12 protein-coding genes are annotated in these 12,916 nt (G+C 63.8%); 2 read left to right on the top strand and 10 right to left on the bottom strand.

Annotated features, from left to right (window positions below):
• Positions 1 to 10: 10 nt before the first annotated feature.
• Complete coding sequence (locus tag XH89_RS27860; RefSeq protein ID WP_194463564.1) at positions 11 to 1,678, top strand: regulator; 1,668 nt, start codon at positions 11 to 13, stop codon at positions 1,676 to 1,678.
• 58 nt (positions 1,679 to 1,736) lie between these two features.
• On the opposite strand, the gene XH89_RS27855 is transcribed toward XH89_RS27860, so the two are convergent.
• From XH89_RS27855 to XH89_RS27810, 10 genes are all read right to left on the bottom strand, one after another.
• Entirely contained in the window at positions 1,737 to 2,561 is an 825-nt protein-coding gene (locus tag XH89_RS27855) for a carbohydrate ABC transporter permease (RefSeq protein ID WP_194463563.1), read from the bottom strand.
• Positions 2,558 to 3,496 (bottom strand): carbohydrate ABC transporter permease, encoded by a 939-nt coding sequence (locus XH89_RS27850; protein ID WP_194463562.1) that lies wholly within the window; start codon positions 3,494 to 3,496, stop codon positions 2,558 to 2,560. The genes XH89_RS27855 and XH89_RS27850 overlap by 4 nt, the downstream gene beginning before the upstream one ends.
• Positions 3,493 to 4,818, bottom strand: a complete 1,326-nt coding sequence (locus XH89_RS27845; protein ID WP_194463561.1) for an ABC transporter substrate-binding protein — start codon at positions 4,816 to 4,818, stop codon at positions 3,493 to 3,495. Before XH89_RS27845 ends, XH89_RS27850 begins: the two co-directional genes overlap by 4 nt.
• 78 nt (positions 4,819 to 4,896) lie before the next feature.
• Positions 4,897 to 5,676 (bottom strand): sulfur oxidation c-type cytochrome SoxA, encoded by a 780-nt coding sequence (gene soxA, locus XH89_RS27840; RefSeq protein WP_194463560.1) that lies wholly within the window; start codon positions 5,674 to 5,676, stop codon positions 4,897 to 4,899.
• Positions 5,673 to 5,990 (bottom strand): thiosulfate oxidation carrier complex protein SoxZ, encoded by a 318-nt coding sequence (gene soxZ, locus XH89_RS27835; RefSeq protein ID WP_194463559.1) that lies wholly within the window; start codon positions 5,988 to 5,990, stop codon positions 5,673 to 5,675. Before soxZ ends, soxA begins: the two co-directional genes overlap by 4 nt.
• Entirely contained in the window at positions 5,990 to 6,448 is a 459-nt protein-coding gene (locus tag XH89_RS27830; protein ID WP_194463558.1) for a SoxY-related AACIE arm protein, read from the bottom strand. Before XH89_RS27830 ends, soxZ begins: the two co-directional genes overlap by 1 nt.
• A gap of 8 nt (positions 6,449 to 6,456) precedes the next feature.
• A complete protein-coding gene (gene soxX, locus XH89_RS27825) occupies positions 6,457 to 6,876 on the bottom strand; it encodes a sulfur oxidation c-type cytochrome SoxX (RefSeq protein ID WP_371825237.1) in 420 nt (139 codons plus the stop codon).
• Positions 6,877 to 6,898: 22 nt separating this feature from the next.
• Entirely contained in the window at positions 6,899 to 8,173 is a 1,275-nt protein-coding gene (locus tag XH89_RS27820; protein ID WP_194463556.1) for an NAD(P)/FAD-dependent oxidoreductase, read from the bottom strand.
• 56 nt (positions 8,174 to 8,229) lie between these two features.
• Positions 8,230 to 10,416 (bottom strand): molybdopterin cofactor-binding domain-containing protein, encoded by a 2,187-nt coding sequence (locus tag XH89_RS27815; RefSeq protein ID WP_194463555.1) that lies wholly within the window; start codon positions 10,414 to 10,416, stop codon positions 8,230 to 8,232.
• Between the two features lie 12 nt (positions 10,417 to 10,428).
• Positions 10,429 to 10,878, bottom strand: coding sequence for a (2Fe-2S)-binding protein (locus XH89_RS27810; protein ID WP_194463554.1), 450 nt, complete (start codon positions 10,876 to 10,878; stop codon positions 10,429 to 10,431).
• A 324-nt stretch (positions 10,879 to 11,202) separates the two neighbouring features.
• Between XH89_RS27810 and XH89_RS27805 the strand changes: the two genes are divergently transcribed.
• Entirely contained in the window at positions 11,203 to 12,822 is a 1,620-nt protein-coding gene (locus XH89_RS27805; protein ID WP_194463553.1) for a B12-binding domain-containing radical SAM protein, read from the top strand.
• Positions 12,823 to 12,916: the final 94 nt, after the last annotated feature.

Here is a 12,916-nt window from a genome sequence, read left to right as displayed (position 1 = left end):
GGGTACTCTCATGAGCACATTGACGGGGACGGTCGGCAAATCTGAAAGCAATACGTCCGAGTTTAAACCGGCGCTATGGACATCGGGCGACTGGAACGCGTTTTTCGGCTTCGGTACCAACATCCTCGTCAACATGCTGGTGCTCACGGGCCTGCTTCGTTTCGTGTTGAAGATGCCTGACAGTCTCGTGTTCGGCCGCATCCTGCCCGCGCTCGGGCTGATGATGTGCCTCTCCACCTTCTACTACGCCTTTCTCGCCTATCGTCTCGCCCAAAAGACCGGCCGCAGCGACGTCTGCGCGCTGCCGTCAGGCGTCAGCGTGCCGCACATGTTCATCGTCACCTTCGTGATCATGCTGCCGATCACGCTGAAGACCGGCGATCCGCTCAAGGGCTGGTCGGCGGGCCTGGTCTGGGTATTCTTCCAGAGCTTCATCCTGATGATCGGCGGCTTCATCGCGCCGTTGATCCGCAAGATCACGCCGCGCGCGGCGCTGCTTGGCACGCTGGCCGGCGTCTCCGTCACCTTCATCTCGATGCGGCCCGCGCTCGAGATGTACATGACGCCGCAGATCGGGCTGGTCTGCTTCGCCATCATCCTGGTGAGCTGGTTCGGCGGCGTGAAGTATCCGAAGGGCATTCCCGCGGGCCTCGTCGCCATCGCGGCCGGCATGATCATCGCCTGGGGTTCGAACCTGTTCGGCCTCGGTCTCGGCGGATTGAGCCTCAAAGGCGTTGGCGCCGCCTTCTCCAATTTCGGCTTCTCGGTGCCGCTTCCCGCCGTGGGCTACGTCTTCTCCGGCTTCGAATATCTCGGCGTCATCCTGGTGACCGCCATTCCGTTCGGCATCTACGACCTCGTCGAGGCCATGGACAATGTCGAGAGCGCGGAAGCCGCCGGCGACGAATATCCGACCACGCGCGTCCTCACCGCCGACGGCGTCGTCAGCCTGATCGGCTGCCTGATGGGCAATCCCTTCATCAACGCGGTCTATATCGGCCATCCCGGCTGGAAGGCGATGGGCGGCCGCATCGGCTATTCGGCGGCGACCGGCATCATGGTGGTGGTGCTGGCCTGGTTCGGCATCATCTCGGTGCTGCTGGCGCTCGTGCCCGTGGTCGCGATCTCGCCGATCCTGCTCTATATCGGCATGCTGATCGGCGCGCAGGCGTTCCAGACCACGCCGGTCAAGCATGCGCCCGCGATCGTGCTGGCGCTGACCCCGCATCTCGCCGCCTGGGCCAAGCTCCAGATCGACACCATGCTGGGCTCGACCATGAATGCGGCGGCAACGGTCGGTGGCATGGCCGCCGACAAGGCCGACGCGGTCAAAGCCGCTGCGATCGCAGCACTGCCGCAGCAGGGCGTGTTCTACCACGGGCTGGAAGTAATGGGCGGCGGCTCCATCCTCGGCGGCCTCATCCTCGGCGCAATCGGCGTCTTCATCATCGAGCGTGACTTCGAAAAGGCGTCGGCCTTCGCGCTGGTTGGCGCCGTGCTGACCTATTTCGGCTTCATGCACGGCGAAGCCGTCGGTATCGGCGGCGGCTTTGGTGTCACGCCTGCCGTGGCGTTCGCCTATGCCGTGATGGCAGCAGGCCTGTTCGCCGCGAGCAAGCTCGGCGCCACCGAACACTATGCCGCGCATCCGGAGATGCATGCAGCGCCGGCGGAGTAGGGCCAGATTGTAACAGAAGCGGCCGGGGCGACGTGAAGTCGCCCGGCCGCTTCATTCGTTACCCGCCCTTGACGGCCCCAGCTGTGAGCCCGGCGACGATCTGCCGCTGTGCGAACACTGTAAGCAGTAGCACCGGCAGCGTGACGATCAGCGCGGCGGCGGCGAGCGGCCCCCAGCTCAGCTGGTCGAACGAGATCATGTTGTAGACCGCGACCGGAAGGGTGCGCGTCTCGCGTCCCGCCAGCACGATGCCGAACACAAAATTGTTCCAGGAGAAGATCACCGCGAGGATGAAGGCGACCGCGATGCCGGGCTTGGCGATCGGCAGCGCGACGTGCCGGAACACCTGCCAGCGGCCGGCACCATCGATCAGCGCGGCTTCTTCCAGCTCCAGCGGTGTCGTCTCGAAATAGCCGAGCATGATCCAGATCACGATCGGTACCGTCACCACGAGATGAATGATGATCTGCGGCACCAGCGTGCCGAGCAGGCCGAGCCACTGGAACAGCAGGAATAGGGGGATCAGGTAGGACAGGCCGGGCGTGATGCGGGCGATCAGAATCACGATGGCGGATTTGTGCGCAGCCATGCGCGCGATGCCGTAGCCGGCGGGGACGCCGACCATCAGCGCGAGCGCCGTCGCCCCGCCCGTCACGATCAGGCTGTTGAAGAAATAGGTGACGAACCGGTTGGAGGCGAGCACGTCCGCATAGTTCTTCCAGGCGAAATGCTCGGGGATGAACACCGGCGGGTAGGCGGCGTTGTCGACCTCGAATTTGAGCGACAGCGACAGCATCCAGAGGAAGAACAGGATGGCCGGCGACACGATGACGAGCACCGCTAACCACAGGCTAATCTTGCTGATGATTTGACGTGGTGTCATGCGCCGCTCGCGATCTCGGACCACAGCATGCGCTGGCGGGCGTAGAGCATCACCGCCGCAAGCAGCACAATCAGCAGGAAGAACACGACCGCGATCGCCGAGCCGTAGCCGAGGTCGTAATAGGTGAAGGCGACGCTGTAGAGATAGAGGTTGATCGTCTCCGAGGCCGAGCCGGGTCCGCCCTGCGTGATTGCGAAGATGATGTCAAAGCTCTTCACGGCGTCGATCATGCGGATCATGCCGGCGATGAACAGGAACGGCATGATCAGCGGCAGGGTGATGAATCGGAACACCTGCCACAGGCTGGCGCCATCGATCTGCGCGCTCTCGTAGGGCTCGGTCGGGATCGCGGCGAGCCCGCCGAGCACGATCAGCATCACCAGCGGCGTCCACTGCCAGGTTTCCACCAGCACCAGCGAGGGGATCACCGTTGCTGGATGAAACACCCAGAGCTGCGCGGGAATCCCGACCAGCGACAGCAGATAGTTGAGTACGCCGAGCTGCGGGTGGAACATCATGGTCCAGACCAGCGCAATCGCCACCGGCGTTGCCATCATCGGCATGATGAAGATGCCGCGCAGGACGCCGCGGCCGGCGAATTTCTGGTGAAACACCACGGCTGCGAAGGTGCCAAGTACCAGCGGCAGCAGCACTGACAACGCGGTGTAGACCAGCGTATGTCCGATCGCTTCGATGAAGCGGGGATCGCTGGTCAGGCGAACGTAGTTGGAGAAGCCAACGAAGGTGGTCGGCGAGCCGACCTTCCATTCGTTCAGGCTCATCCAGATCGTGAAGACCCACGGGAAGATGATGATCGCGAGCACGACGACCAGCGCCGGCACCACGAACGGCCAGTAGGACGGCGGCCGCAACTCCTTCTCCGGCGCGGCATCAGACTGTGCCGCGCCCGGAGCCGATTGTGTCAACGCACTCACGCCTTTTCGCTGCGCTCCAGGATGGGCCGATACTGATCGTTGGCCTTCTTCAGTTCGGTCGCAGGGTCGGCGCCCGACAACGTCGCGGTGAGAGCGGCGCCGACGATGTCACGGAATTCGGCGACCGGGATCACCACGGGCAGACCGAGCTTGCTGATCTTGGCTGAATCGATCACCGATTGCAGCCACTCCTTCGGCATCTTCACGCCCTTCTGGATTTCGGGGTCGTTCAGGATCGAGTTGCGGAACGGCACACCGCCGCCGGCCTGCAGCAGCCGGGCGCCCTGCTGCTTCGAGACGATCCACTGGCAGAGCAGATAGGCAGCTTCCTTGTTCTTGCTGGCGGCTGGAATGCCCACACCGTCGCCGTAGGTGGCGGAGTATTGCCCCTTCGGTCCTGCAGGGACGACGGTGTAGCCGACCTTGCCGACCACCCGCGAGGCAGCCGGATCCTCCAGCGGCGGCGCCCAGCCGACGCCGTCGATCCACATCGCCGAACGCCCTTGCGTGAACGAGGCCATCGACTCCATCCAGTTGAAGCCGGCGACGCCGGGCGGGGCGACCTTCGTCAGCAGCGTCTGATAGAGCTTGGTTGCCGCGATGGCTTCCGGGCCGTCGGTCAGGATGTTGCCCTTGGCGTCGAGGAATTCACCGCCGTAGTTCAGGAAGAAGTTGGTCCACAATGTCATGTTGGCGTTGCGCAGGCCGCGTCCGACGAAGCCGAAGGTGCCTTCCTTGGGATCGGTCAGCTTCTCGGCGGCTGCAACCATCTCGTCCAGCGTCTTGGGCACCGCGACGCCCTTCTTCTGGAACAGCTCCTTATTATAGTAGAGGATGAAATAGTCGACCGACCAGGGCAGCGACAGCATCTGGCCCTTGTCGTTCTTGGCATATTGCAGACCGGCGGCCGAGAAATCGCTCTCGACGAGGTCGGGCGCGGTCAGTGTTGGATCCTTCATGAAGGGCGTCAGGTCGGCGAGCCAGCCAGCCTTCTCGAATTGCCGCTTCTGCACGTGATAGCTGAGATGGACGACGTCGAAGCTCGGCCGGCCCGACGTCAGCTCGATGACGCATTTCTGGCGCTGCTGCTGCTCGGGAATCTGCTCGGATTCGACCTGGATGCCGGTGAGCTCGGTAAATTCCTTGACGTATTTTTGCAGATTGTCGCCACGCGGCCCCTTGGCAAGAATCACCTCGAGCTTGGTCCCGGCGTATTTCTTCCAGTTGACCTCGGCGCGGGCCGGCAGCCCGGTCAGGCTGAGCGCGCCGGCGGCGGCAGTGCCTGTCAAGAGCGCACGACGCGAGATTTTGTGGTTAGCCACTTTTGGGTCCCTCCCTCTGACTCAATTTGGGGGGATACTAGCGGCCGTGCCGCGTCTGCCTAGTCCTAATCTGCGAAATCAGGGCCGCACGGCCGGCGTCTCCATCGGCATGCCGCGCGCCCGCGACATCAGATAGAGCTCGAGCGCGACCAGCTCGGGCGCGCCGTAATCATAGGCCTGGGTGCGGACGCCGGTCATGCAGCTGCGCAGGCGCCGCTCCAGCGATCCCAGCGTCTGCCATTCCAGGCGATAGATCGGATAGCCGGTCGGCTGTCCTTGCGTGATCGGCGAGCCTGCAAGGCGCTTGTCAAAGTTGTCGTCGTGGCAATTAGTGCAGGCGAGGTTGAGCTGGCCTTCGCGCTGCATGAAGAGGTTGCGGCCCCGTTCGACGAAGGGTGCAAGCTGCGGATCGTCGCCTGCGGTGATCGCGACGCCGCGGGACTGGTGCGAGACGAAGGCGGACAGCGACAGGATGTCGCGACTCTCATAGGGCAGCGGGCTCGCCCGCTGGTGATTGGTGCGGCAGAGGTTGATGCGCTGGTCGAGCGTGACTGGGCGCGCCAGCGCCTTGTCGAAAGCAGGATAGCGTGCTGCGACGCCCTTCATGCTGCTCCGCGCATCGCCGTGACAATCCGCGCAGGCCTTGTCGACGCTGCCGGTCTTCTTCGTCCACAGGGTCTCGCCGTCGAGCACGAACAGCATGCCCGGGTTGGACGTGTCGTCATCCTGCATCGCGCGCGTGTCGGGGCCCATGAAGGAATAGCCGGAGCGGCGCGCTTCGGGCGGGACTTCGCCGGCGAGCAAGGCTGGGGCAGCAGCAAACAGCGTTGCCGCCGCTATCGCGCGCCACAAACTCATTCGACCGTGATCGATGCAGATGCGGTGGACGAATAGCCGTTGTCGCCGACCCATTCGAACTCGAACTTGCCGCTCTCCTTGGCGATCGTGAAGAACGACAAATAGGGATTGGCCGCGATGGCCGGGAACAGGTCGGCGCGAAAGATCTCGGCGCCGTTGTAGCGGCACGTGAAGCTGGTGATGATATCGCGCGGCACCAGAACGCCGTCCATTGTGTGGCGGAAGCCGGTTTCCATGATGTGCGAAGTCAGCGCTCGGATCTCGATGGTGTCGCCTCGTTTGGCCTTGGCGGGAACGTTGATCAGGGCGGCCATCAGTTCATCTCCTCGGTGCAGGCGGCCAGCGTCACGACCACATCGGCGGCAACCTGCCAGAAACTGTCGTCGGAGAGGCGGGCGATCGCCACCACCTTCTGCGTGTCGGCAAGCCGGATCCGCGTCGAGATTTGGGCGCGGCCGGAAGAAGGTGTGAGATAGAAGTTGCCGATGTTCGGCTGCGGATTCTTCTCGTTGAAGACGTGGATGCTCTTGACGTAGTCGTCCGCCGTCATCGGGCTTGCGATGCTCACCGTCATCGGCACCGTGTTGCCGTTCTCGACCAGCGGCGGAATGTCGAGCTTGACCTTGCCGGTGCGAATTGGCGCCTCACCAACAACGTTGCGGATGGCGGCGTTGAGCATCGCGGGCGTTGCCTCGAGGGGGCGTAGCGCGACGATCGGGAGAACCGTAGCGCCGCTGGCCAGGGTCAAGAATTGTCGTCGCGTCGTTGGCATGACCAGTCCTAGTCTCGAAGTGTTGCAAGATAGGCCACGATGTCCTCGATCTCCGTGGCCGACAGTATCGGCTTGCCCGTGAAGTTGCGTCCGACCCGGACGAGGCCGTCATTGCGATAATAGGACGGCATGATGGTGTCCGGGTTGAAACGCGAGGCGTCAACCAGTCGAAGCCGCAACTGGCTGGTCGACCAGCGGTTCCCGCTGCCCGTGAGATCAGGCGCGAGGTCGCCCTGGAACCGCGTCTCCGGGAAGGGGCCGGAATGGCAGAGGATGCACGTCGTTGTGCGCGCCAGCACCAGGGCGCGTCCGCGCGCGGCATCGCCGGGGGCGCCTGTCAGCGAATCGGCGATGCCGTCACCGACGATCTTGAAGGGTGCGAGTCCGTCGCCCCGCGTGGAGGAGGCGAATGCGAGACTGGCGAGCATTGCAACGATGTAGACCTTCGATCTAGCCAAAAGTGTCCGCCGTGATGGTTCGAAACCAGCGCTCCGCCTCGGCCGCTTCGCGAGCGCGCAGCTCGCGCGGTGCATCGAGCGGGCTCGTCGCGCCGCCCTCGACCTCGGCAAAGATATCGCCCCTGGGTTGGTAATTGCCGGCGAGCGAGAAGCCGTAGCCGGGCGCGACCGTGTCGTAGCAGACGCCGGTGAGTCGTGGCGTTTCCGGCGCGCGTCCGGCGAGCATGGCAATGATCGCCGCAGCGCAAGCCTTGCCTTGCGCGCTCGCGGCCGACGCCGATTTGGGAATGCCGCCGCCAAGGCAAGCGTCGCCGACGACGTGAATATTTTTGACGAGCTTTGACTCGAAGGTGACGGGATCGATCGGGCACCAGCCGGTCGCATCGCTAGCGCCCGCGATCTCGGCGATGCGCCCGGCGCGCTGCGGCGGAATGACGTTGGTGACGTCAGGGGTGTAATTGCCGAACTCGGTGATGATGGCCCTGGTCGAAGGATCCACCGATGTCACGCGGCCGCCTTGCGACAAGCCGATGCGCTCGATCATGTCGCCGTACAGCTCTTTCCACGCCGTCTCGAACAGCCGCTGCTGCGGGAAATTGTCCTTGGCATCGAGAATCAGCACTTTCGAGCGCGGCTTCTTCGTCTTCAGATAATACGCGATCAGGCTGGCGCGCTCGTAAGGTGCCGGCGGGCACCGCGAGGGATTGGCGGGGACCGCGATGGCAACCGTGCCACCGTCGTCCATCGCCTCCAGCTGCCTGCGCAGCAGCAGCGTCTGCGCTCCGGCCTTCCAGGCGTGCGGCATTTTTTCCGATGCGGCCTCGTCATAGCCGGGCATCGCGTCGAAATGGAAGTCGATGCCGGGCGAGAGCACGAGACGGTCATAGGGCAGCGCGACGCCATCGGCCGTCAGGACGCTGCGCTGCTGCGGTTCGATGGCGGTCACGGCCTGGCCGATCACCGTGACACCCTCGGCGCCGAGCCTGTCATGGCCAAACTGCTGGGCTTCGATGTCGCGCAGGCCGGCGATCACCTCGTTGCTGAAGGGGCAGGAGGTGAAGACCGCGTTGGGTTCGATCAGGATGACCTGCAAGCCGCCTTGCGCGCGCTCGAGCGCGCGGGCGCAGGCTGCTCCGCCGAAGCCGCCACCGACCACGACGACGCGGCCTGTCGATTGCGCGCGCAAGACCGATGGCCGCGCCAATATCGCGGTCGCAGCGGTGATGCCGAGCACGGCAGTTCGCCGTGTCATCGGGCGCGAGGTCATCTCAAGTCATCCAGGCAAAATTGCCGCGGCGGCCGTTGTGACCACCGCGGCATTTGTTAGGCGAAGGTGATGTTTTGATCGCGCAGCGGCACGGAGCGGACACGCTTGCCGGTCGCCGCGAAATAGGCATTGAGCACGGCCGGCGCTGCGACGCCGATGGTCGGCTCGCCGACGCCGCCCCAGAATCCGCCGCTCGGCACCATCACCGCCTCGACCTTCGGCATCTCGTTGATGCGCATCGAGTTGTAGGTGTCGAAGTTGCTCTGCTCGATCTTGCCGTCCTTGACGGTGCAGCCGCCATAGAATAGCGCCGAGAGGCCATAGACGAAGGAGCCCGCGATCTGCCGCTCCACCTGCGCCGGGTTGACGACGTAGCCCGGATCGGTGGAGGCGACGATGCGATGCACCTTGATCTTGCTGCCATCGGTCACCGAGATCTCGGCGGCGCCGGCGACATAGCTGCCATAGCCCATGATCTGCGCGATGCCGCGATGGACTCCTTGCGGTGCCGGCGTGGTCCAGCCGATCTTCTCGGCCACGGCGTTGAGCGCGGCCAGATGCTTGGGATGATTGCCCATCAGCTTGCGGCGGAATTCGAGCGGGTCCTGGCCTGCTTCATGGGCGAGCTCGTCCATGAAGCATTCCATGTAGATCGCGTTGTGATTGACGTTCACGCCACGCCAGAAGCCCGGCGGAACGTGTGGGTTGCGCATCGAATGTTCGATCAGCAGGTTCGGGATCGAGTACCCGAATGCAGCCTCGCCTGATTGGGCGACACCCTGGAACGCCGCCGGATCCATGCCGTTCTGAAGCGCTTCCGGACGTAGCGAAAACAGGATCGACTGGCCTGACAGACGGTAATGCAGCGCGACCAGATTATTGTCGGCATCGAAGGCGCCGGTCATCTTGCACTGGGTGATCGGATGATACTTGCCGTGCGCCATGTCCTCTTCGCGCGACCACAACAGCTTGATCGGCGTGCCCGGCATCTGCTTGGCGATCAGCACGGCCTGGCGGACATAGTCGGTCTGCCCGCGCCGGCCGAAGCCGCCTCCGAGCATCACCTTGTGCACGTCGCACTTCTCCGCCGGCAGGCCTGACGCTTCCAGCACGGCCGCGAAGGCCGCCTCGCCATTCTGCGTGCCGCACCAGACATCGCATTTGTCCGCCGTGTAGAGCGCGGTGGCGTTCATCGGCTCCATGGTGGCGTGGTTCTGATAGGGATAGTTGTAGACGGCCTCGACCTTCTTCGCAGCGCCGGCAATTGCCGCCTTCACATCACCGTTCTTGTTGCCGACATAGGCCGGCTGCGCGTCGTCGAGGCCTTCGGCCAGCCACTTCGCAATCGTCTCGCTCGAGACTTTTGCGTTGTCCCCTTCGTCCCAGACGATCGGCACTGCTTCCAGCGCCGTCTTGGCGTGCCACCAGGTATCGGCAACGACCGCGACCGCGCTATCGCCGACCTTGATGACCTTCTTGACGCCTTTCATGCCGGCGACCTTGGCTTCGTCAAAGCTCTTCACCTTGCCGCCGAACACCGGACAATCCTTGATCGCCGCGTTCAGCATGCCCGGCAGCTTGATGTCGATGCCGTAGACCATCGTTCCGGTGGTCTTGTCGGTCGTATCGAGCCGGAGCAGGCCCTTGCCGGCGATGGTCCAGTCCTTGGGGTCCTTCAGCTTGACATCGGCCGGCGGCGTCAGCTTTGCCGCGGCCTCGGCGACCTTTCCGTAAGTTGTCGCTTTGCCCGAAGCCTTATGGGAGATGACGCCCTTGTCGACGGTGCACTCGGAGGCGGGAACCTTCCACTCGTCCGCGGCGGCCTGGATCAACATCATGCGCGCGGTGGCGCCGCCCTTGCGCACGTAGTCCTGCGAGGAGCGGATGCCGCGGCTGCCTCCGGTGGAGAAATCGCCCCAGACGCGCTTGCGGGCCACGCTCTGGCCAGGGGTCGGGTATTCGGTCGTGACCTTCGACCAGTCGCATTCGAGTTCCTCTGCGACGAGTTGGGCGAGGCCGGTCAGCGATCCCTGGCCCATCTCGGAGCGGGCGATGCGGATCACCACGGTGTCGTCGGGCCTGATCACGACCCAGGCATTGACCTCGGGCGAGCCGTCGGCCGCGCGAACCACGGCGGGGCCGCCGAAGGGAATGTCGAGACCGATGGCGAGGCCGGCGCCGACCGCGGCTGTGCCAATGACGAAGGCGCGGCGGTTCATCTTGGGAGAAACGTGCTTGTTCATGTGCCGGCTCCCTTACGCGCTTGCGATCGTGTGGATCGCTTCGCGCACCTGTTGGAAGGTGCCACAGCGGCAGATATTGGTGATGGCCTCGTCGATGTCGGCGTCGGTCGGCTTCGGCTTCTCGTTGAGCAATGCCGCTACGGCCATGATCATGCCGCTCTGGCAATAACCGCATTGCGGGACGTCGTTGGCGATCCAGGCCTGCTGCACCTTATGCAGCGTGCTGCCCGACGCGAGGCCCTCGATCGTGGTGATCTTTTTGCCCTCGGCCTCGCCGACCGAGATCCCACAGGAGCGCGTGGCGGCCCCATCCATGTGAACGGTGCAGGCGCCGCATTGTGCAATGCCGCAGCCATATTTGGTGCCGGTCAGGCCAACATTCTCGCGGATTGCCCAGAGCAGCGGGGTGTCCGGCTCGACATCGAGTGTGAAGGTTTTTCCGTTGATTGTTAGGTTTGCCATCGCAAGTCCCCTGATTGGCCCATCCACCGATGGACTCAGGGGCGCAATGTGTCCGCCGAGCTGGAACCATTCAAATCAAGAGTCCGAGGGCAGCCATCGAAGAATCTCGCGGCTAAGGGAAGATTTCGGATGGGGCGGTGTTGTGCGCGCCTTGAAGGGTCGGCCGGCGCCCGGCTCGCGGCATCTCTCCGAACGTCATTGGCAGGCCTGAGGCGACGTCCGCGCCCTGAGTGTGAGCGACAGTTTTGTCCTTTTTGCCGGGGTGCAAGGCCGCGATGCTTTGCTACACTGGGTCAAAGCGCTTGAAGGTTCCCTGGGAGTTCCGTGAACGTGCCGCAATCCTGCAACGTACTTATGCTCTATCCGCTGTTCACCGCGGAGTCCTTCTGGAGCTTTGGCGAATCCTGCAAATTGATGGGCGTCCGGCGTCCGGCAGCTCCGCTTGGCCTGATCACCGTTGCGGCAATGTTGCCTGAGAGCTGGATGGTCAAGCTGATCGACTGCAACACGCAGCCTTTCGGCGATGACGATCTCGCTTGGGCCGACGTGGTCTTCACCGGCGGGATGCTGCCGCAGCAAGCCGACACGCTGCGGCTGATCGAGATGTGCCGTGCCGTGGGCAAGCCGGTGGTGGTCGGCGGTCCGGATCCCACGTCGAGCCCCCACATCTACGCAAGTGCCGATTTTCAGGTGCTTGGCGAGGCCGAAGGCGTCATCGACGAATTCATCGCGGCCTGGGAGAGCGGGAGGCGCTCCGGCGTCTTCACTGCGCCGAAATTCCAGGCCGACGTCACCAAGACGCCGGTGCCGCGCTTTGATCTGCTCAAATTCGAGGATTATCTCTATCTCGGTGTGCAGTATTCGCGCGGCTGTCCGTTCACCTGCGAGTTCTGCGATATCATCGAGCTCTACGGCCGCGTGCCGCGCACCAAGACGACTGAACAGATGTTCGTCGAGCTCGAGCGGCTCTACCAGATGGGTTATCGCGGCCATCTCGACTTCGTCGACGACAATTTCATCGGCAACAAGAAGTCGCTGCGACAGTTCCTGCCCCAGCTCGCCGAATGGCAGCGCTCGCACGGCTATCCCTTCGAGCTGTCGACCGAAGCGTCGGTCAACCTGGCGGACGATCCCGAGCTCTTGGAGCTGATGGGGGCGGCGAATTTCTTCGGCATCTTCGTCGGCATCGAAAGCCCCGATCCGGCAACCCTGGTCGCGATGCGGAAGAAGCAGAACACAAGGCGCAACATCGCCGAGAGCATTCACAAGATCTATGCCGCCGGCATGCTCGTCACCGCCGGCTTCATCGTCGGCTTCGACAACGAGAAGGTCTCGATGGCAGAAGCCATGGTCGATTTCATCGAGGAAGCCGCGATTCCCGTCGCCATGGTCGGCCTGCTCTATGCGTTGCCGAACACGCAACTCACACGCCGGCTTGCGAAGGAGGGCCGGCTACACGCGGATCACGATCTGGCTTCGACCACGGGCGGAGACCAGTGCACCGGCGGCATCAATTTCGATCCGGTGCGGCCGCTGCGCGACATCCTGATGGACTACAAGACGGTGCTGGAGCGCATCTACAGCCCGGCCGCCTATGCGGGCCGCGTCGACAAATTGATGACGCTGCTGGATCGTTCGAGGCAGCGCCACGAGCTTGCCGAAGGCGATATCCGCGCGCGAGTCGGCGCGATGGAGACCGTACATCGCGTCGTCACCGCGATTCCCGAAGCACGCGGACCGCTCTGGCAGACCTTCATGAATTGCGCCAAGCGCGACACCTCGTCGGCGCGGATCGCAGTGCAGATGATCGCGGCCTATGCCCATCTCGGTCCGTTCTCGCGCAAGGTCATCGATGCCATTGATGCGCGCCTCGCCGCGCTGGATGAGCAAATGCCCGTTCCGGTCGTTACCAGCGGCGGGACCGCAGCGCGGACTCTGACCTGACATCCGACGCGGCCGCTGAAATTCCTGGCCCCGATTGTGAGCCCGCCGCTTGACAGCGCAACAACCTGGAGGTGATCGTTCTTCGGATAACACC

It is taken from the genome of Bradyrhizobium sp. CCBAU 53340 (assembly GCF_015291645.1).
Lineage (GTDB): Bacteria > Pseudomonadota > Alphaproteobacteria > Rhizobiales > Xanthobacteraceae > Bradyrhizobium.
This window is presented reverse-complemented; position numbering and strand designations above follow the sequence as displayed.